The organism is Mesorhizobium sp. M0045 (assembly GCF_040323385.1).
Lineage (GTDB): Bacteria > Pseudomonadota > Alphaproteobacteria > Rhizobiales > Rhizobiaceae > Mesorhizobium.
The window spans coordinates 234,952-252,498 of the sequence record NZ_JAMYUY010000002.1 but is presented as its reverse complement, the minus strand read 5'-3'; the positions used below and the strand labels follow the sequence as shown (position 1 = coordinate 252,498).

The 17,547-nt window shown below is 61.8% G+C and carries 18 protein-coding genes and 1 riboswitch; of the genes, 12 read left to right on the top strand and 6 right to left on the bottom strand.

Annotated elements, in window-relative coordinates:
* Window positions 1-244: 244 nt before the first annotated feature.
* The gene (locus NKJ72_RS03945) at window positions 245-655 is read left to right on the top strand and encodes a tellurite resistance TerB family protein (protein WP_352475932.1); all 411 of its coding nucleotides are present in this window, start codon (window positions 245-247) and stop codon (window positions 653-655) included.
* Between the two features lie 8 nt (window positions 656-663).
* Here NKJ72_RS03945 and NKJ72_RS03940 read toward each other — a convergent pair whose 3' ends face one another.
* Window positions 664-1,515, bottom strand: a complete 852-nt coding sequence (locus tag NKJ72_RS03940; RefSeq protein WP_352475931.1) for an ABC transporter substrate-binding protein — start codon at window positions 1,513-1,515, stop codon at window positions 664-666.
* A 271-nt stretch (window positions 1,516-1,786) separates the two neighbouring features.
* Between NKJ72_RS03940 and NKJ72_RS03935 the strand changes: the two genes are divergently transcribed.
* The 3 genes from NKJ72_RS03935 to NKJ72_RS03925 all read left to right on the top strand — a co-directional run bounded on the left by NKJ72_RS03935 (window position 1,787) and on the right by NKJ72_RS03925 (window position 4,019).
* Window positions 1,787-2,518: a helix-turn-helix transcriptional regulator gene (locus NKJ72_RS03935; protein WP_023677341.1), complete on the top strand. Its 732-nt coding sequence runs from the start codon at window positions 1,787-1,789 to the stop codon at window positions 2,516-2,518.
* A 97-nt stretch (window positions 2,519-2,615) separates the two neighbouring features.
* Window positions 2,616-3,254 (top strand): acyl-homoserine-lactone synthase, encoded by a 639-nt coding sequence (locus NKJ72_RS03930; protein WP_352475930.1) that lies wholly within the window; start codon window positions 2,616-2,618, stop codon window positions 3,252-3,254.
* Window positions 3,255-3,269: 15 nt separating this feature from the next.
* On the top strand, window positions 3,270-4,019 hold the full coding sequence (locus NKJ72_RS03925; protein ID WP_352475929.1) for an enoyl-CoA hydratase-related protein: 750 nt from the start codon (window positions 3,270-3,272) through the stop codon (window positions 4,017-4,019).
* Window positions 4,020-4,043: 24 nt separating this feature from the next.
* Here NKJ72_RS03925 and ppk2 read toward each other — a convergent pair whose 3' ends face one another.
* The gene (ppk2, locus tag NKJ72_RS03920; protein ID WP_352475928.1) at window positions 4,044-4,946 is read right to left on the bottom strand and encodes a polyphosphate kinase 2; all 903 of its coding nucleotides are present in this window, start codon (window positions 4,944-4,946) and stop codon (window positions 4,044-4,046) included.
* Window positions 4,947-5,159: 213 nt separating this feature from the next.
* Between ppk2 and NKJ72_RS03915 the strand changes: the two genes are divergently transcribed.
* The 3 genes from NKJ72_RS03915 (at window position 5,160) to NKJ72_RS03905 (ending at window position 8,393) form a co-directional block, all read left to right on the top strand.
* Complete coding sequence (locus NKJ72_RS03915; RefSeq protein ID WP_352475927.1) at window positions 5,160-6,425, top strand: sensor histidine kinase; 1,266 nt, start codon at window positions 5,160-5,162, stop codon at window positions 6,423-6,425.
* A 117-nt stretch (window positions 6,426-6,542) separates the two neighbouring features.
* On the top strand, window positions 6,543-7,268 hold the full coding sequence (phoU, locus tag NKJ72_RS03910) for a phosphate signaling complex protein PhoU (protein WP_254816325.1): 726 nt from the start codon (window positions 6,543-6,545) through the stop codon (window positions 7,266-7,268).
* Window positions 7,269-7,385: 117 nt separating this feature from the next.
* The gene (locus NKJ72_RS03905; protein WP_352475926.1) at window positions 7,386-8,393 is read left to right on the top strand and encodes a magnesium and cobalt transport protein CorA; all 1,008 of its coding nucleotides are present in this window, start codon (window positions 7,386-7,388) and stop codon (window positions 8,391-8,393) included.
* 103 nt (window positions 8,394-8,496) lie between these two features.
* On the opposite strand, the gene NKJ72_RS03900 is transcribed toward NKJ72_RS03905, so the two are convergent.
* Window positions 8,497-9,021 carry a GcrA family cell cycle regulator gene (locus tag NKJ72_RS03900; protein ID WP_352475925.1) on the bottom strand — a complete coding sequence of 175 codons (525 nt, stop codon included), beginning with the start codon at window positions 9,019-9,021 and terminating at the stop codon, window positions 8,497-8,499.
* A gap of 355 nt (window positions 9,022-9,376) precedes the next feature.
* On the opposite strand from NKJ72_RS03900, the gene NKJ72_RS03895 reads away from it, so the two are divergent.
* From NKJ72_RS03895 to NKJ72_RS03885, 3 genes are all read left to right on the top strand, one after another.
* Window positions 9,377-10,576, top strand: a complete 1,200-nt coding sequence (locus NKJ72_RS03895; protein ID WP_023677349.1) for an aspartate aminotransferase family protein — start codon at window positions 9,377-9,379, stop codon at window positions 10,574-10,576.
* Window positions 10,577-10,590: 14 nt separating this feature from the next.
* On the top strand, window positions 10,591-11,502 hold the full coding sequence (gene argF / locus NKJ72_RS03890; protein WP_254816329.1) for an ornithine carbamoyltransferase: 912 nt from the start codon (window positions 10,591-10,593) through the stop codon (window positions 11,500-11,502).
* A 162-nt stretch (window positions 11,503-11,664) separates the two neighbouring features.
* Window positions 11,665-12,675, top strand: coding sequence for an Hsp33 family molecular chaperone (locus NKJ72_RS03885; protein ID WP_352475924.1), 1,011 nt, complete (start codon window positions 11,665-11,667; stop codon window positions 12,673-12,675).
* A gap of 6 nt (window positions 12,676-12,681) precedes the next feature.
* Here the strand turns inward: NKJ72_RS03885 and apaG are convergent, their stop codons facing one another.
* A complete protein-coding gene (gene apaG / locus NKJ72_RS03880) occupies window positions 12,682-13,074 on the bottom strand; it encodes a Co2+/Mg2+ efflux facilitator ApaG/CorD (protein WP_254816331.1) in 393 nt (130 codons plus the stop codon).
* A gap of 228 nt (window positions 13,075-13,302) precedes the next feature.
* Here apaG and NKJ72_RS03875 point away from each other — a divergent pair, with 228 nt between their 5' ends.
* On the top strand, window positions 13,303-14,457 hold the full coding sequence (locus NKJ72_RS03875; RefSeq protein WP_352475923.1) for a glycosyltransferase: 1,155 nt from the start codon (window positions 13,303-13,305) through the stop codon (window positions 14,455-14,457).
* 35 nt (window positions 14,458-14,492) lie between these two features.
* On the opposite strand, the gene NKJ72_RS03870 is transcribed toward NKJ72_RS03875, so the two are convergent.
* A complete protein-coding gene (locus tag NKJ72_RS03870; RefSeq protein ID WP_254816333.1) occupies window positions 14,493-15,683 on the bottom strand; it encodes an O-succinylhomoserine sulfhydrylase in 1,191 nt (396 codons plus the stop codon).
* A gap of 70 nt (window positions 15,684-15,753) precedes the next feature.
* Window positions 15,754-15,831: riboswitch (SAM riboswitch) on the bottom strand.
* Window positions 15,832-15,966: 135 nt separating this feature from the next.
* On the opposite strand from NKJ72_RS03870, the gene NKJ72_RS03865 reads away from it, so the two are divergent.
* A complete protein-coding gene (locus tag NKJ72_RS03865) occupies window positions 15,967-17,061 on the top strand; it encodes a 2'-deoxycytidine 5'-triphosphate deaminase (RefSeq protein WP_352475922.1) in 1,095 nt (364 codons plus the stop codon).
* Between the two features lie 16 nt (window positions 17,062-17,077).
* On the opposite strand, the gene NKJ72_RS03860 is transcribed toward NKJ72_RS03865, so the two are convergent.
* Window positions 17,078-17,530: a hypothetical protein gene (locus NKJ72_RS03860; RefSeq protein WP_352475921.1), complete on the bottom strand. Its 453-nt coding sequence runs from the start codon at window positions 17,528-17,530 to the stop codon at window positions 17,078-17,080.
* Window positions 17,531-17,547 lie beyond the last annotated feature (17 nt).

Here is a 17,547-nt window from a genome sequence, read left to right as displayed (position 1 = left end):
GCTATTCCTGCAACTTGCCGGCATCCATGCCGGCAGCCGCATGCTCTAGACCATGATCCCGAAAAGTGGAACCCGGTTTCAGGGCAGGACCGCGATCAGGCAAGAAGATTAAGAGCTCCCGTCCCAATTAGTCGGGATGGATCAAGTTCCAAGGCGTGACCGGAGCGCCAACGATGGCGGCTGTTTTTCCTTGCGGCGCCGGTCTCTCGTTCCTAACTTCGGGACCCATCTCAAGGAGTTGTAAATGCCATTGTCGCCACACGAAGCCATGATCTACCTGATGGTCATCACTTCGGCGTCGGACCGCGACATGACCGACATCGAACTGGCGCGGATCGGCGACGTCGTTCGATCCTGGCCGGTGTTTGAGGATTTCAACCAGGAGCGGCTGGTCGATGTCGCTCAGGCCTGCCAGGAAATGCTGCAGGAAAAGGACGGGCTGGAGGGCGTCCTGGCGCGTGTCGCCGAGGCGCTTCCGGAACGCTTGCGTGGTACCGCCTATGCCGCCGCCTTCGAGGTTGCGGCCGTCGATCTCGAAATGCGCCTGGAGGAGGTGCGCGTGCTGCAGCTCGTCCGCCGGGAACTCGATCTCGATGCGCTGACGGTCGCCGCCATCGCGCGAGCCGCCAAGGCGCGCCTTCGCACGCTGACCTGAGCCGGCAGTCAGAAAAAGCTGACCGGAAAATAGCGAAGATAAAACTCGGCGAACGTACCTTTCACCGAAATTTCCTGCAGCGCGTAGTCGAATGCGGCCGCCAGTGCCGGATCGTCGGCCCTGGTGGCGATTACCATGCCTGAGCCAAGGTATTCGGGCGCCAGATAGGGGCCGCCGGCAAAGCGGCAACAGCCAGCCGCATCGGAGCCGCCGAGCCAGAACGCGAAACGCATGCCGTCGCCGAAGGCGGCGTCGATCTTGCCGGCTTTAAGCCTGCCATAAAGCTCCTCCGGCTTTGCGACGGGGACGATTTGGACGTCGCCGAAATAAGTGCGCAGCATCCGCTCATGCGCGGAACCGGCGATCACGCCGACACGTTTGCTGCGCAGCCTGTCGAACATTGGTTCGGTCAACGCCTGTGTCTTCAGCATGATGAAGCGTGCCGGAAATTGCAGGTAGGGGCGTGAGAATGCGTATTTCGACCGCGACTCCGGCGTCGCGGCGATGCCGGCAATGATCGCTTCGCCTTCGTCTTTCCCGAGCGCACCTTCGAGCTCGGCCCAGGGCAGCGCCTGGATCTGGCATTTTTCGGCAATGCCGAGCTCGGCGCAGATGGCGCGCGCCAGGTCGACATGGAAGCCCGACAGCCGGCCTGCCCCATCGAGGAAATTGAATGGCGGGAAATCCGTGGTGGTCAGGAATCGCAGCCGCGGCAGCATCGAAAGGTCCGGCTTTGGCAGCCGCTCCTTGGCGTCCCAAAACACCGGCACCTGCGGCTCCGCGGCGAGCGCATCAGCCGCAAGCGATTGCGCCCCGATCAATATCGAAATCAATGAAATGGATATGCGCCGAAACGCCACGCGACGACTCCGTCCGGTCTTGCCCCGGCTTTAGTACGAAATAACACAGGTTTTTGTACGAAAATAACACAGGTACAACGGTTTTTGGTTTCATCGTGACGATTTAGGGATATTGTTTAGTGAGTTTGCAAATGACTGCGTGATGCCGGCTGAAGAGGAGCAGTAGGACGCACAGGGGAAGCAGCTTTGCAGTCCGGGGTTGATGGCGTGGTGCGGGTTGATCACTGCCATTGGCCTCAAGAGCGGAAGGCAACATGGGGTAGATGTTGCGATGGGTCATTTCGATCGTACCCTGGAACTGATAGATCAGTTGCAGCACGCCGGCACAGCGGCCGCCGTCTGCGAAAAGCTGCTGGGGGTAACAAGCGGGTTCGGGCTGACGGCGCTGATGGCCGGGACGGTTCCGCAACCTGGCACGCCGAGAAACCAGCAAAAGGACCATGTGCTGCTTTGCGACTGGCCGGCTGAATGGCTTGAGCGCTACGTCGCGCGCAACTACGTCGATCACGACCCCGTCGTCAGTCACATGAAGCAGCTTCAAGCGCCATTCCAGTGGCGGGAAGCGTCTCAGGGCATCCGCATCGGCAAGAGCGGCGGCGAGGTGATGGGCGATGCCGGCGAATTCAAGCTGCGCGACGGGTTGGCCTTCCCGCTAATCACGCTCGATGGCCAGATCGTCATGGTGTCACTAGGCGGCGAGGCTGTCGAATTGTCGAGCGCCGAGTTTGGGCTGGTGTCGCTTGTCTCGACTTATGCGATTGGCCGCGCAATGCAACTCCACACCATGGCGGGCAAAACCATCGATCATGTCGAATTAACGCCGCGTGAGCGCGAATGCCTGCAATGGGCCGCCGTTGGCAAGTCCGAATGGGAGATCTCACAAATTCTCGGCATTTCGGAACACACGTCAGAGAAACACCTTCTTAACGCCAAAAGCAAACTCGGTGCCGTCAACCGGGTCCAGGCCGTCGCGGAAGCGATAAGGCGCGGCTATATTAACTAGGTCGGCCGCGCCGGCCTAGAAATTCTTGCTTGCGTGATCGCGTAATTTTTTTGGGAAAGCACGGCCGTATCTTCCTATTGAAACAGGAGACGGCAAAATGCTCTTTTCCCTCACGACCCAGGAATTGATGGAACGGCCCGACCTCTGGGAGTCAGTTCATCGTTTGCGTTACAAGATTTTCGTCGAAGAGATGGGATGGACCGATCTGCAGCGCCCCGATGGCCTGGAGATCGATCAATTCGACCACGACGAGGCAGTGCACCAGATCGTCATCCGCAATGGCGAGCTCGCCGGTTACCAGCGGATGTTGCCGACGACTCGGGCACATCTTCTAACCGATGTGCTGGCGGACCTTTATGAGGGAACCCCACCGTCGGGCCCGAATGTCTATGAACTGACCCGCTATGCGGTTGCACCGGGGTTCCGCGACGGCCGGCGCGGCGTGTCGACGGTCGGCACGGAGCTGATCGCCGGCTTCGTCGAGTGGGGTCTGAAGCGCAACGTCAACCAGGTTATCATCGAATTCGAGCCGATGTGGGTGCTTCGCGCGCTGCAGCTGCATTTCCTGGCAACGCCGCTCGGTTACCAGCGTACCTATGGCAACCAGCAGGTGGTTGCCACACTGCTCACCTTCAACGAGCACACGCTCGACGTGGTGCGTTCGCGCCGCAACCACTTTGCGCCGGTGCTGGCCAGAGGGTACCCGGACATGCTCGGACAGAGGCGCGCCTCGTGAGATTGGAGAGAGGCCATGAACGTTCACTCAAAAGCAGAATTCCGCAATCACACGCTGATCGTCACGGTATCGTCGGGTGACGGCCGCCCGGTGCTGGACAGGCTGGCCTATGAAAGCCTGGCCAGGACATTCCATGAAGCCGCTGCCGACGACGACGTCCGCGTCGTGGTCCTGCGCGGTCTGGCCGGGTGCTTCTGCCTCGGCGCCGATTTCTCCGAATTTCTCGACGCCACCAAACATCGGCGACTGATCGACGCCGTTACCGATATGTTTCGCACGCTGGCGACATTCCCGAAACCGGTCCTTGCCTGTGTCGACGGCGACGCCGTCGGCGTCGGCTGCACCCTCCTGTTCCACTGCGACATGGTGATCGCCTCGAGCAAGAGCACGTTTCGGGTGCCGTTCGTCGATTTCGGCCTGGTGCCGGACGCGGCGACCAGCATCCTGGCGCCGCAGAAGCTCGGCTATGCCGGGGCGTTCCGCTTCTTCTGCCTGGGCGACACGCTCGCCGCCGAAGATGCCAGGGCACTGGGCCTTGTCGGCGAGATCGTGACGGACGCCAGCGTCGAGGAAGCCACGTTGGCAAGAGCCAGGCAACTCGCCAAGAAGCCTGTCGCGGCGCTGCAGCAGACGCGCGACCTGCTTAGGGGCGACACCGGCGCGCTCTGCGACCGCATCGACCAGGAGATCTCGCTCTTCCAGCAGGCGCTGCAGGACGACACTACGCTGAAGCGACTGCAGCGGATTGCCCGGCTGGCGGCATGACAGCCGCGTATCGATGAGGTGAGCTTATTTTTCGAGGAAAGTCGGCCCTTCGCCGATGATCTTCTTGTCTACCTTACCGATGACGTCTAGATCGCGGCCGTCATAGGGAAGCGACAGGAGAATGCGCTGCATGACGGCCAGCCGCGCGCGCCGCTTGTCGTTCGCCCGCACAATGATCCAGGGCGCGAACTCCTTGTGCGTGCGTTCGACCATCAGATCGCGCGCCTTGGTGTAGTCGTCCCATTTGGTGATGCCGGCGATGTCGATCGGCGAAAACTTCCAGCTCTTCAGCGGGCTCCAGCGACGGTCGTGGAACCGCTCGAGCTGTGTTTCCCGACCGATGTTCAGCCAGAATTTGAAGAAATGGATGCCTTCGTTGCGGATCATCCGCTCGAAATGCGGAACCTCGTCCAGAAATTGCTCGTGCTGCTCGGGCGTGCAGAATCCCATCACCGGTTCAACACCGGCGCGGTTGTACCAGGAGCGGTCGAAGGTGACGAATTCGCCCGACGTCGGGAAGTGGTCGACGTAACGCTGGAAGTACCATTGTCCAAGCTCGGTGGGTGTTGGCTTGGTCAGCGCCACGTTGCGCGCCGTGCGAGGGTTCAGATACTGGCGCAAAACGAAGATCGTGCCGCCCTTGCCGGCAGCGTCGCGCCCCTCAAACAGCGACATTACCCGCTTGCCTGTCGACTGCAGCCACGCCTGCGCCTTGACCAGCTCGATCTGCAGCTTCTCTAACCTCTCGTCATACTCCTCGCTCTTCATTTTCTTGTCGTAAGGGTAGCCGCCGGCGGTGAGCTTGCGGTCCTCGATCCAGTCGGGAAGCGTCGGGGCCTCGATGTCGAACTCCCGCTCCTTGCCGTCGATCATGATCTTCAGCGGCCCCGATGAAGCTGCAGCGGGGCTTTCCTTGGCGTTTTTCATCGAGACGAACCTTTCCAGCCTCCGGACTCATGCTATTGGAAGCCTTACTGCATCGGCCCGAATATCGGAATCGATTTTCGGAAAGAACGATGCAGCAGATAAACCGGTAGAGCGTCCTTTGTGCGCCCAATTGGACGCACGGCGCTCTAGCGTCGGTCCAGTAGGAAGTTATTGAGCGTTGGCCGCACACGGAGCGCAGGCGACGGAGCGCAAATGGCCGATATCGGCACAGAGCGGAAAGGCAGGGCGCAAGCCATCGCCATGCGGCTGTGGAACAGCCGCTGGCTGCTCGCGGCCGGCTTCGCTGCGGTTCTGATCGTTTATGGTTTTGCCGGCATGTCTGGCTATGTGGTGCTGCTGGCAGGCGCCGTGCTGGTTGCCGCTGCGATACTGCCGGCCGGCGTCGCCCGTCAATCGACCAAAAATGCCGCGGCCGTCGAGGCGAGCGGCTTGCAACAACTTTCCGGCGAATATCTCGCGGCAGCGGTTGCCGATCCGCTGATCATTTTCGATCGTTCCGCCGCCATCGTCCATGCCAACGCCGCCGCCTTTGCAGCCTTTGGCGGGATTGCCCCCGGCATGTCGCTGTCGCTGAAATTCCGCGCGCCCGAAATGCAGTTCTTGCTGGATAATATTTTGGCAGGCAACGTCGCATCGGACAGCGTCGACTACATAGAAAGGCTGCCGGTCGAACGAGCCTATCGGGTGAGCGCGTCTTCTGTCGGTCACGCCACGGATCTCTACGTGCTGGTGTTTAAGGACCAGAGCGAAGCGCGCCGGATCGACAGAATGCGCGCCGACTTCATTGCCAATGCCAGCCACGAGCTGCGCACGCCTCTCGCCTCGATTGCCGGCTTCATCGAGACGCTGCGCGGGCCGGCCCGCAACGACCCTGCGGCACGCGAGCAGTTCCTGCAGATCATGCAGAACCAGACCAGCCGCATGGCGCGCCTCATCGACGACCTTCTGTCGCTGTCACGGCTGGAGATGAAGCCCTATCTCAAGCTGGGAACCGAGGTCGATCTGCGCCAGGCCATCGACAGCGTAATCGATTCGCTTGGGCCGCTCGCCAAGGAAAACGGCGTCGTCATCGAGCGTGATTTTGCGGAAGGACCGCTCGCCGTGCCCGGCGATCGGGACGAGCTTTTCCAGGTCTTCGAAAACCTGCTGGAAAACGCCTGCAAATATGGTCAGTCGGGCGGACGCGTCGTGGTGTCGATCACGCGCAGCGACAGCGATACCGAACCGGGGATCGACGTCACTATCAGGGATTTCGGCCCCGGCATTCCCGAAGAACACATCCCGCGCATCACCGAGCGCTTCTACCGCGTCGACGTCGAGAACAGCCGGACCCAGAAGGGCACCGGCCTTGGCCTGTCCATCGTCAAGCATATCCTGACCCGGCACAACGCCAGGCTCTCCATCTGGTCGGAAGTCGGCAAGGGTGCGGCGTTCACCGTCCATTTGCCGGCTCGCTGACGCAGTACTATCTCTAGCCCATGATGGGCCGTTTCTTTTTTCTGTCATCCGGCTAGCGTATCAGCGGGGATTCGAGGGAGCGACTCAACCACAAGATCCCGGGAAGGCATTTGGTCCATGCAGTCCGTGCACATCGTCAGCGCCTATGACGAGGAGCTGAAATATCTGTCGAAGCGCATCGCGGCGATGGGCGGGCATGCCGAGCGCATGGTCGAGCAGGCCGTCGCGGCACTGGTCAATGCGGATCCGGGACTTGCCCAGAAAGTCATTCGAGACGACCTGGTTCTGGATGAGGGGCAGCGCGAGATCGACGATAAGGCGATCATCATCATCGCCAAGCGCCAGCCGATGGCGACGGATCTGCGCGAGATCGTCGGTGCGATCCGCATCTCGGCGGACCTCGAACGGGTAGGCGACCTCGGCAAGAACGTCGCCAAGCGAGTGGTTGCTGTCGCTGATGGGCGGCAGCCGAGCAGCCTGTTCCGCGGCCTCGAGGCTTTGGCTAATCTGGCGCTGACACAGCTCAAGGAAGTACTCGACGTCTACGCATCGCGGTCGGTGGAAAAAATCGGTTTCGTGCGCGACCGCGACGACCAGATCGATGCCATGTACACCTCGCTGTTTCGCGAGTTGCTGACTTACATGATGGAAGACCCACGCAACATCACGCCGTGCACGCATCTCCTGTTTTGCGCCAAGAACATCGAGCGCATCGGCGACCACGCCACCAACATCGCCGAGACGATCTACTATATCGTCACCGGCGACCAGATGCCGGCCGATCGTCCGAAGGGCGACAAGACGGACAAGATTATTCTTCCCGCAACGCAACCAGCGAAATGAGCGTCTCTCGATACTAATGCGAATTTCGGATTCGCCACCTGACCGAAAGTTGCGCTAAGCTTTCGACGCGCCGACTTCTCAGTTCCGCGACGAAGGCCCCGCCTTCAGGAGGCTGCGATGGAATATGTCCGCGAGTTTACTCCTGGGCCGCCGATGTCGGGTATAATCGCTTGCGGCGTCTATACGGCTGGGCGGCGCATCGCCGACATTCCGATCGAGGAAGCCGGCGAATGGGCCGGGAAGCCGGGCCACGTGGTCTGGATCGGACTGCTGGAGCCCGACCGCAATTTGTTACTGCGCGTCCAGGCGCAATTCCATCTGCATGAACTGGCGATCGAGGACGCCGAGCATCCGCACCAACGGCCGAAGATCGAGCAATATGGCGATGCCCTGTTCATCGTTGCCCGCACGGCGCAGTTGATCGACAGCCGTGTCACCTTCGGCGAGACGCATCTGTTCGTCGGCGCCGGCTATATCGTCAGCGTCAGGCATGGCCCGTCGACCTCCTACGCCGCCGTTCGCCAGCACTGGGAAAGCTGTCCGCATTCCCTCGCCAAGGGCGAGGATTTCGTCCTCTACGCCATTCTCGATTTCATCGTCGACAACTACATGCCCGTGCTCGAGCAGATCGAAAACGAGGTCGAGGCGATCGAGGACAAGGTTCTGCTGAAACCGATGACCGGCTCCGATATCGAGCGGCTTTACATGCTGCGCCGCGATCTCCTGCGCCTGCGCAACGCTGCTCTGCCGCTGGTGGAGGTCTGCCGGCGGCTGACCAGCGCCGATCTGCCGCAAATCCACACAGCCATGCATCCGCTGTTTCGCGACGTCACCGACCACATCCGCACTGTCCAGGAAAAGATCGACAGCCTGCGTGAGGTTCTCGCTTTCGCCTTCGAGGCGAGCCTTCTGGTCGGTCAAAGCCAGGAGACGGCGATTTCCAAGAAGCTTGCCTCATGGGCCGCCATCTTGGCCGTGCCCACGGCACTCGCCGGCATTTACGGCATGAATTTCAGCGACATGCCGGAACTGAGGATGGAATATGGCTACCCGGCCGTCCTGGCGGCAATTGGCCTGATCTGCACGTTTCTTTACTGGCGGTTTCGCAAGAATGGGTGGCTGTAAGGGTAAGGGAATAGGCAGTAGCCAGTAGGGAATAGGCAATACGGAAGTGAGTTGTTGGCGAAACGACCCTTGTGAAGCGCTATCTTCCCCTACTGCCCACTGCCTATCTATGCCGCCGCCGCTCCGATGCTGGCTGAAACGCCACGCGGGCGTGGTACTTGCAGTAGGGGCCGGTTTCGGCGGCGTCGTTGCCGCAGAAATGGAAATCTTCCGAAAGCGGATCGCCATTCGGCCATTTGCAGGTGCGCTCGTTCAGCTCGACGAGTTGCAGATGCCGCGAGATCGGCACGACGACGTTCTCGACCGGGCGGATATAGTGGCGCGCCACCGGTTCGGCATCGAACTGCGCCTTGAGCGCGGTCGCACCGATCGACATCGACGTGGTGGCATGGCGCGTGGCGCTTGCTGCCCGGGACACCGATTTCTGGATCGTCGATCCCTGTACCGTCTTCTTCTGGCGTGCCGGTGAGGCGGTCGTGCGTCCGCGACCGGACAGTTTCAGCCGGTGCACTTTGCCGATGACGGCATTGCGGCTGACCCCGCCAAGCTGTGCGGCGATCTGGCTGGCGCTGAGGCCCTCCGACCACAATTTTCTGAGAAGTTCGACTCGCTCGTCAGTCCAGTTCATGAGACCGCGCTCCTGCTGAAACGTGCGGCAATCGGAATCCATTCCCGACCCGGCTTCTGCCGGGCAGACACCACATATATCGGGTGATTAGGTCCGCCGCACGAAATCTAGTTATTTCTCTACTACAATTACCTTATGCGCTGACTCGGTGACAAGAGTCCCAAGGCCAACACGAATCGGTTTTTTCGGTTTTCCCCAACTTGCCCGGTCGCTTATGAGCCGGCGTTATGCTGGAGGGCTTGCCGCACGTCCTTGCGCGACCTTTTCGTTGACTTCACGGCCGAAAAACACGATAAGCCACAAGGGCCGCCGCTTTGGCGGCTTTTTGATTTTTCCGGTTCCGGAGACGCATATAATGAGCGGTTCGGCGCTTTTCGAGACCTTTGTTCGCGCACCCCTGGCTTTCGACCACGGTGAAGGCACCTGGCTGGTCACCGATAAGGGCGAGCGATATCTCGATTTCGCCGGCGGGATCGCCGTCAATTCATTGGGCTACAGCCATCCGCATTTGGTCGCGGCCCTCACCGAGCAGGCCGCCAAGCTCTGGCACGTCTCCAATCTGTACGAGATTCCGGGACAGAGCCGGCTCGGCGAGCGGCTGGCCGACGCCAGCTTCGCCGACAAGGTGTTCTTCACCAATTCCGGCGCAGAGGCGCTCGAATGCGCCATCAAGACGGCGCGGCGCTACCACTTCGTCAAAGGCCATCCCGAGCGATACCGCACAATCACCTTCGAAGGCGCCTTCCACGGCCGTACCCTGGCGACCATCGCCGCCGGGGGCCAGTACAAATACCTGGAAGGTTTCGGCCCCAAGGTCGACGGCTTCGATCAGGTCGGCTTCGACGATGTGGATGCAGCCGAAAAGGCGATCACGCCTGAAACCGCGGCGATCCTGATCGAGCCGGTGCAAGGCGAGGGCGGCATCAGGCAAGTGCCGACGCAATCGCTGAAGCGGCTCAGGCAGCTCTGCGATCAGCACGGACTGCTTCTGATTTTCGACGAGGTCCAATGCGGCGTCGGCCGCACCGGAAAGCTGTTCGCGCATGAATGGGCGGGCGTCACCCCCGACCTGATGGCGGTGGCCAAGGGCATCGGCGGCGGCTTCCCGATGGGTGCCTGCCTCGCCACCGACGAGGCGGCGGTCGGCATGACCGCCGGCGTGCACGGCACCACCTTCGGCGGCAATCCGCTGGCGATGGCGGTCGGCAACGCCGTGCTCGACGTGGTGCTGGAAGACGGCTTTCTCGAGGACGTCCGGCGCAAGGCGCTGCTGTTGAAGCAGGGGCTTGCCGGTGTCGCCGACGAATTTCCGGATGTTATCGAAAGCATCAGGGGCACCGGCCTGATGCTTGGGCTTAAATGCGCGATGCCCAACACCAAGGTCACGGTGGCACTGCGTGACCAGCATCTCTTGACGGTTCCGGCCGGCGACAACGTTATCCGCCTGCTGCCGCCTCTCACCGTCACCGACGCCGAGATCCACGAGGCGCTCGAGCGCATTCGTGCCGGCGCCAAGAGCCTGGCGGATGCCATCGTCGCTGCCGCTGCGAAGTAATCCTGGAATTCCTGATGTCCCTTCGCCATTTTACCGATCTTTCTGCCGTTTCCGAAGGCGATCTGCGCTTCATGCTCGACGACGCAGCTGTGCGAAAGGCAAGGCTCAAGGCCGGAGAACGCAGCAAGCCGCTCGAAGGCAAGGTGCTGGCGATGATCTTCGACAAGCCGTCGACGCGCACGCGCGTATCGTTCGACGTCGGCATGCGGCAGTTGGGTGGCGAGACGATCATGCTGACCGGCACCGAGATGCAGCTTGGCCGCTCGGAGACCATTGCCGACACGGCCAAGGTGCTGTCGCGCTATGTCGATGCCATCATGATCCGCACCACCTCGCATGACCGGCTGTTGGAACTGACGGAAAACGCTACGGTCCCCGTCATCAACGGGCTGACCGACGAGACCCATCCCTGCCAGCTGATGGCCGACATCATGACCTTCGAAGAGCACCGCGGTCCGGTGGCCGGCAAGACGATCGCCTGGACCGGCGACGGCAACAACGTGCTGCATTCGCTCCTGGAGGCATCTGCGCGGTTCCATTTCAAGCTGAACGTCGCCGTGCCCGAGGGCAGCGAACCGGCTCAGAAGCATGTCGACTGGTCGAAAGCCAATGGCGGCAAGCTGAAATTCACCCGCTCGCCCGAGGAGGCCGTTCACGAGGCCGACTGCATCGTCACCGACTGCTGGGTGTCGATGGGCCAGGAGCACCGTGCCCGCGGCCACAATGTCTTCCTGCCCTATCAGGTCAATGCGGCACTGATGGCGAAAGCCAAGCCGGACGCGCTGTTCATGCACTGTCTGCCGGCGCATCGCGGTGAGGAGGTTACCGACGAGGTCATCGACGGACCGCATTCTGTGGTGTTCGATGAGGCCGAGAACCGGCTCCATGCCCAGAAGGCGGTCCTGGCCTGGTGCCTGGGCGCTTGATACGGGCCGCGATGATCCGGGCCGGCCTGATCTGCGCCGCCTTGATCTGGGCCGCCTTGATCCGGGAGTGGGTGGTGCCTATCTCAGGCGCATCACGCAAATCGAGCGCGTCTCGTCGCATGCGCCCCGGAGGGCGGCATCGCCGCGCCCCGGAGCTTTGTCATGTTGGAAACTCATCAATTGGCTGAACATAAACCCAAGCTCGGCGAATTCGGCTACGCCGGCGACGATCATGTCGTGCCGTTCGAGGTCGGCCCGCTCGACGTGCGCGGCCGCACCGTCCAGCTCGGGCCGATGCTCGACGCCATTCTCAGCCGCCACGACTATCCCGAGCCGGTCGCCCGGCTCCTGGCCGAAGCCTGTGTGCTGACGGTACTGCTCGGAACTTCGCTGAAATTCGAGGGCAAGTTCATTCTGCAGACCCGCACCGACGGGCCCGTCGACATGCTGGTCGCCGATTTCTCCACGCCGCACGCGCTGCGCGCTTATGCCCGCTTCGATGCCGACCGGCTGCAGGCTTTGACTTCTGCCGGCGAGACGTCACCGCAGACGCTGATCGGCAGCGGCATCCTGGCGCTGACCATCGACCAGGGCGCTCACACGCAACGCTACCAGGGCATCGTCCAGCTCGACGGTGTCACACTTGAAGATGCCGCACGCACCTATTTCCGCCAGTCGGAGCAGATTCCGACCGACCTCCGCCTTTCGGTTGCCAAGCTTCTGACACCCGGCGTCGGCGGTGCCCGCGAGCAATGGCGGGCCGGTGGCCTGCTGGCACAATTCCTGCCGCAGTCGGCGGAGCGTATGCGCGTACCCGACCTTCCCGGTGGCGACGGCGATCCGCGTGAGGAAATCCATGACCCGACCGACAATTCCTGGCAGGAGCTGCTGGCGCTGCTTGGTACTATTGAACCGACCGAGCTGATCGATCCGACGATCGGCGCCGAACGGCTGCTTTACCGGCTTTTCCACGAGCATGGCGTCCGCGTGTTCGGCGGCGTGCCGGTCGCCGACCAGTGCTCATGCTCGAGGGAGAAGATCCGCGGCATTCTCGAAGGCTTTTCCGCCGAGGAGATCAGGGACAGCACCGAGGATGGCAGCATTCACGTCGCCTGCGAATTCTGCTCGAAGCAATATGACTTCGACCCGGCGGAGTTTGCAGCGGCTGGATGACGGCCCTCAATTGACGGTGCGCCGCGTGCCCGGCAAATCGAGCGAGAAGGCGGGGATGGCGACGTCGAACGTCTCGCCCCGCTTGTTGCGCATTGTGTAGTGCCCGACCATGATGCCGGACGGGGTCGAGAGCGGGCATCCAGACGTATACTGATAGCTGTCGCCGGGGTTGAGTCCGGGTTGCTCGCCGACGACCCCCGGGCCGCGCACTTCCTCGACTTTGCCGGTACCGTCGGTAATGTGCCAGTAGCGTGACAGAAGCTGCACGAACTCATCCGACTGATTGTCGATGGTCACCTGGTAGCCCCAGACATAGCGGTTTTGCGGCGGGTCGGAGTGATCCTCCAGATAGAACGGCCTGACCTGCACTTCGATGTTGCGGGTGACGGCGCTGTACATAAACTGCTCCAAAGCAATGTAGATGGAACTTTCGATGCTCAGCGCAGTTTGGTCAACGATGCGCAGCATCTTCTTGCCCGATCTCAAGCGCAGGTGCCGAAAAACAATGTCATTTGAGTGACACATGACAATGATGGTGTGCAGGCTTGTGCCGGACGACTCAGCGTTCTGTCGAATTGTTGAAAACGGCTGTCATGCGGCCGGCATTTCTGGAGTGACCAGATCTCGATGGAACCGACATTCGCAGCCGCCCTCCTTTCCATAGCCCTCCTTCTTTCAAATCTCGCCAGCATCTTGTTAGCTTCGCAGAAGCTGAAGCGACCAGCCAGTATTGCACCGCCCGCGGCCAACGCGCCGCCGGTATCGATCGTCATCCCGGCGCGCGGCGTCGAGCCGTTTGCCGAAGAGACGCTGGAGCGCGCCTTCTCCCTCGACTGGCCGCGCTATGAACTCATCTTCTGCGTCGCCCATGCCGACGACCCGGTGGTCAAGCCGATCGCCGCCGCAATGGCGCGCTTTCCAGCTATTCGCGCCCGCCTTCTAATCGGTGACGACCGCATCAGCGGCAATCCAAAACTCAACAATTGCGTGAAGGGTTGGGAGGCGGCGCATTATCGCTGGGTCATCCTTGCCGATTCCAACGTGCTTATGCCAAGCGATTACGTCCAGCACCTGATGGCGGCGTGGCGGCACGACACCGGCCTCGTCTGTTCGACGCCGATCGGCTCGCGGCCGGACGGCTTCTGGGGGGAGGTCGAATGCGCCTTTCTCAACACGCTGCAGGCACGCTGGCAGTACGCTGGAGAGGCGCTCGGCCTCGGCTTCGCCCAGGGCAAGAGCATGTTGTGGAACAAGCCGATGCTCGATGCCAATGGCGGCATCCGCGCGCTTGCCGCCGAGATCGCCGAGGACGCCGCCGCGACCAAGCTGGTCAACGGGCTCGGACTGCGAGTCAATCTTGTCGCCTCTCCCTTCGAACAGCCGCTCGGCCGGCGCACGCTTGGCGAGATCTGGTCGCGGCAGGCGCGCTGGGCGCGGCTGCGCCGCGTCACCTTTGCACTGTTCTTTGCCCCCGAAATCCTGATCGGCGCGGCACCGCCGCTAGTGCTTGCACTGATCGCCGCGGCTGACGCCGGCGTCAGCCTGCCGGCAACCGCCATCGCCGTGCTGGTCGCGGCCTACCTGCCGGAATGCGCCTTGGCCTCGACCAAGGGATGGCACCTGTCGCCGCGCACGATCCCGGCGATGATGGCACGAGACCTGATGCTTCCCGTCATTTGGGCGCGCGGATGGCTGAGCGGCGCCATCGACTGGCGCGGCAACGTGATGACTATCCAGACGAAGACTGTCGCGGAGCTGGAAGAGACCCCGTCCGGCGCCTGATCGGCACGTCCCCGCTGCCTCTGTTCGGCCAGCCCTTATCCGGCAACTCTCAGTGCCTGCTCGATGTCTTCGAGCAGGTCGTCGGCGTCCTCAAGGCCGACTGACAGCCTGAGCGTTCCCGGTCCGATGCCGAGCTCGGCGCGGGCTTCATCAGTCAAGTTCTTGTGTGTGGTCGTCGCCGGATGGGTGATCAGGCTCTTGGCGTCGCCGAGATTGTTGGAAATCAGCACGACGTCGAGTGTGTTCTGGAAGGCAAAGGCCGCCTGCTTGCCGCCCTTCACATCGAAGCAAATCAGCGTCGAGCCGCCTGACATCTGCTTCTTGACCACGGCCGCTTGCGGGTGGTCGGCGCGGCCGGGATAGATGACGCGGGCGATTTGCGGGCGCTCGGCCAGGAAATCCGCGATGCGGCCGGCACTTTCCGTCTGCTGGCGTACGCGTAGCGGCAGCGTCTCCAGGCCTTTCAGCAGCGTCCAGGCATTGAAGGGCGAGAGGCTTGGGCCGGTGTGGCGGAAATAGTCATGCAGATTCTCGTCGATCCATTTCTTGTCCGACAGAACGATGCCGCCAAGACAGCGCCCCTGGCCGTCAATATGCTTCGTGGCCGAATAGACGACGATGTGGGCGCCGAGCTGCAGAGGTTTCTGCTGCAAGGGCGTAGCGAAGACATTATCGACGATCAGCCTGGCGCCGATCGAATTGGCAAGTGCCGCGACGGCGGCAATGTCGACTACCTCCAGCGTTGGATTGGTAGGGCTTTCCAGGAAAAACAGTTTGGTGTTTGGCTTGACCGCCTTTTCCCAATTGGCGATGTCGGTGCCGTCGACCAGCGTTGCCTCAATGCCGTATTTCGGCGCCAGCGTCTCGATCACCCAGCGGCAGGAGCCGAACAGCGCGCGCGCCGCCACGATATGGTCGCCCGCCTTGGCGCTACACAGCAGTGCTGCCGTCACCGCCGCCATGCCGGATGCCGTGGCGCGCGCGTCCTCGGCTCCTTCCAGCGCGCACATGCGTTTCTCAAACATGTCGACCGTCGGATTGGCATAGCGCGAATAGATGAAGCCCGGCTCCTCGCCCTTGAAGCGGGCCTCCGCCGCTTGCGCCGTCTCGTAGACATAGCCTTGGGTGAGATACATCGCCTCGGAGGTCTCGCCAAAGCCGGAACGCAGCGTCCCGGCATGCACGAGTGCGGTCTGAGGCTTCCAGTCGCGCTTCTTGGTCATCATTCCATCCAAACACCAAAATTGGTCCAAACAACAAAAAACCGGCCGCGAAAGTCGCAACCGGTCCATATGGCCTTGCGGCCCGACGGTCCTTTAGCGACTTGTTTAACGTGGCTGCAAGCCGACCGGCCAAATCACCACGGGATAACGAGCTTTAGACCCGCGCCACGCTTGCGTCAATTGCCGGCATGATTAAGAGGGTTGTACCAAGCAGGTGCCAAAGGCGTCCACGGTCGGACCTGCGACAGAACAAGACCTCGCCCGGCGTTCGAACGGAGCCAGACCCTTGCGGCAGACAGGCATTCTTCCCGATCAGGATATTTCCGCGCTGTTCCAGACGGGCGCGCTGAAGTCGCCGCGCATGCTCGATGCCGATCAGATCCAGCCGGCCAGCCTTGACCTCAGGCTCGGCGACAAGGCATGGCGAGTGCGTGCTTCCTTCTTGCCCGGCCCGGACCACAGGGTTGTCGACAAGCTCGACCGGCTGAAGCTGCACGAGATCAACCTCGCCGAAGGTGCCGTGCTGGAAACCGGCTGCGTCTACATCGTGCCGCTGCTCGAAAGCCTGGCGCTGCCCGCCCATATTTCCGCCTCCGCCAACCCGAAAAGCTCGACCGGACGGCTCGATATCTTCACCCGGGTAATGACCGACCGTGGCCACGAGTTCGACAAGATCGCTGCCGGCTATGAAGGCCCGCTCTATCTGGAGGTCAGCCCGCGCACTTTCCCGATCGTCGTGCGGACCGGCTCGCGGCTGTCGCAGATCAGGTTCCGCACCGGCAATGCGCTCTTGTCGGAAAGCGAGCTGCACGAGTTGCACCGCGCCGAAATGTTGGTCGCCACCGAACCACCCAACATCTCAGGCGGGGGAATCGCGCTGTCGATCGATCTCGACGGCGACAAGGACGGGCTGGTCGGCTATCGCGGCAAGCACCACACGGGCCTGGTCGACGTCGACAAGCGCGCCGCGCACGATGTCGTCGATTTCTGGGAGCCGCTCTACAAGAGCGGTGCCGGCGAGCTGGTGCTCGATCCGGACGAATTCTATATTCTGGTGTCGCGCGAGGCGGTGCATGTGCCGCCACTCTACGCCGCCGAAATGACGCCTTTCGACCCGCTGGTCGGCGAGTTCCGCGTCCATTATGCCGGTTTCTTCGACCCGGGTTTCGGCCATTCGGCGTCGGGCGGCACCGGCAGCCGGGCGGTGCTCGAGGTGCGTAGCCACGAAGTGCCGTTCATCCTCGACCACGGCCAGATCGTCGGACGGTTGGTCTACGAGCACATGCTGAAACGGCCGCAGGCGCTCTACGGCACAGATCTCGGCTCGAACTATCAGGCGCAGGGTCTGAAACTGTCCAAGCATTTCCGCGCCGCGCGATGATCTTGTTCGCAAGCCGTCAGCCGCGAAACAGATATTCTTTCGCGGCGCCAAGGCAGCCATGAAACTGACCGACAAAGAGCAGTTCTCGCACTGCCAATCGCTTCTTCCCCCAAAATCCTCTGGTTTGCTTCTCGTCGTCAAGTGAGGCGCTTGAGCTGGACCGCAAGGGGAACAACTGCTTGCCGAGACATCCCAGCACATGGGCTCTGGCGGAGTCGATACCGCAGGCTCTGCCATTGTCGTTCAGTCTGTCAGCGCGGAGTGCGGACGTCATGCGATCCGCGTTGCGCATCAGAAAGCTCACTTGCGATTTCGAATAGCCGGTGGCCAGAAGCCGGTTAGTCATCGACATCCGGGCTTCGCGATAGGATTTTGCGCTGCATTGTCCGGCGCTGTAAGCCGACGGGGAGAAAAAGGCGAGGAACAGGACTAAACTTAGGGACACAGTGCCAATCCGCAGGCCGTTCATTTTCGTTCCTGAATTCT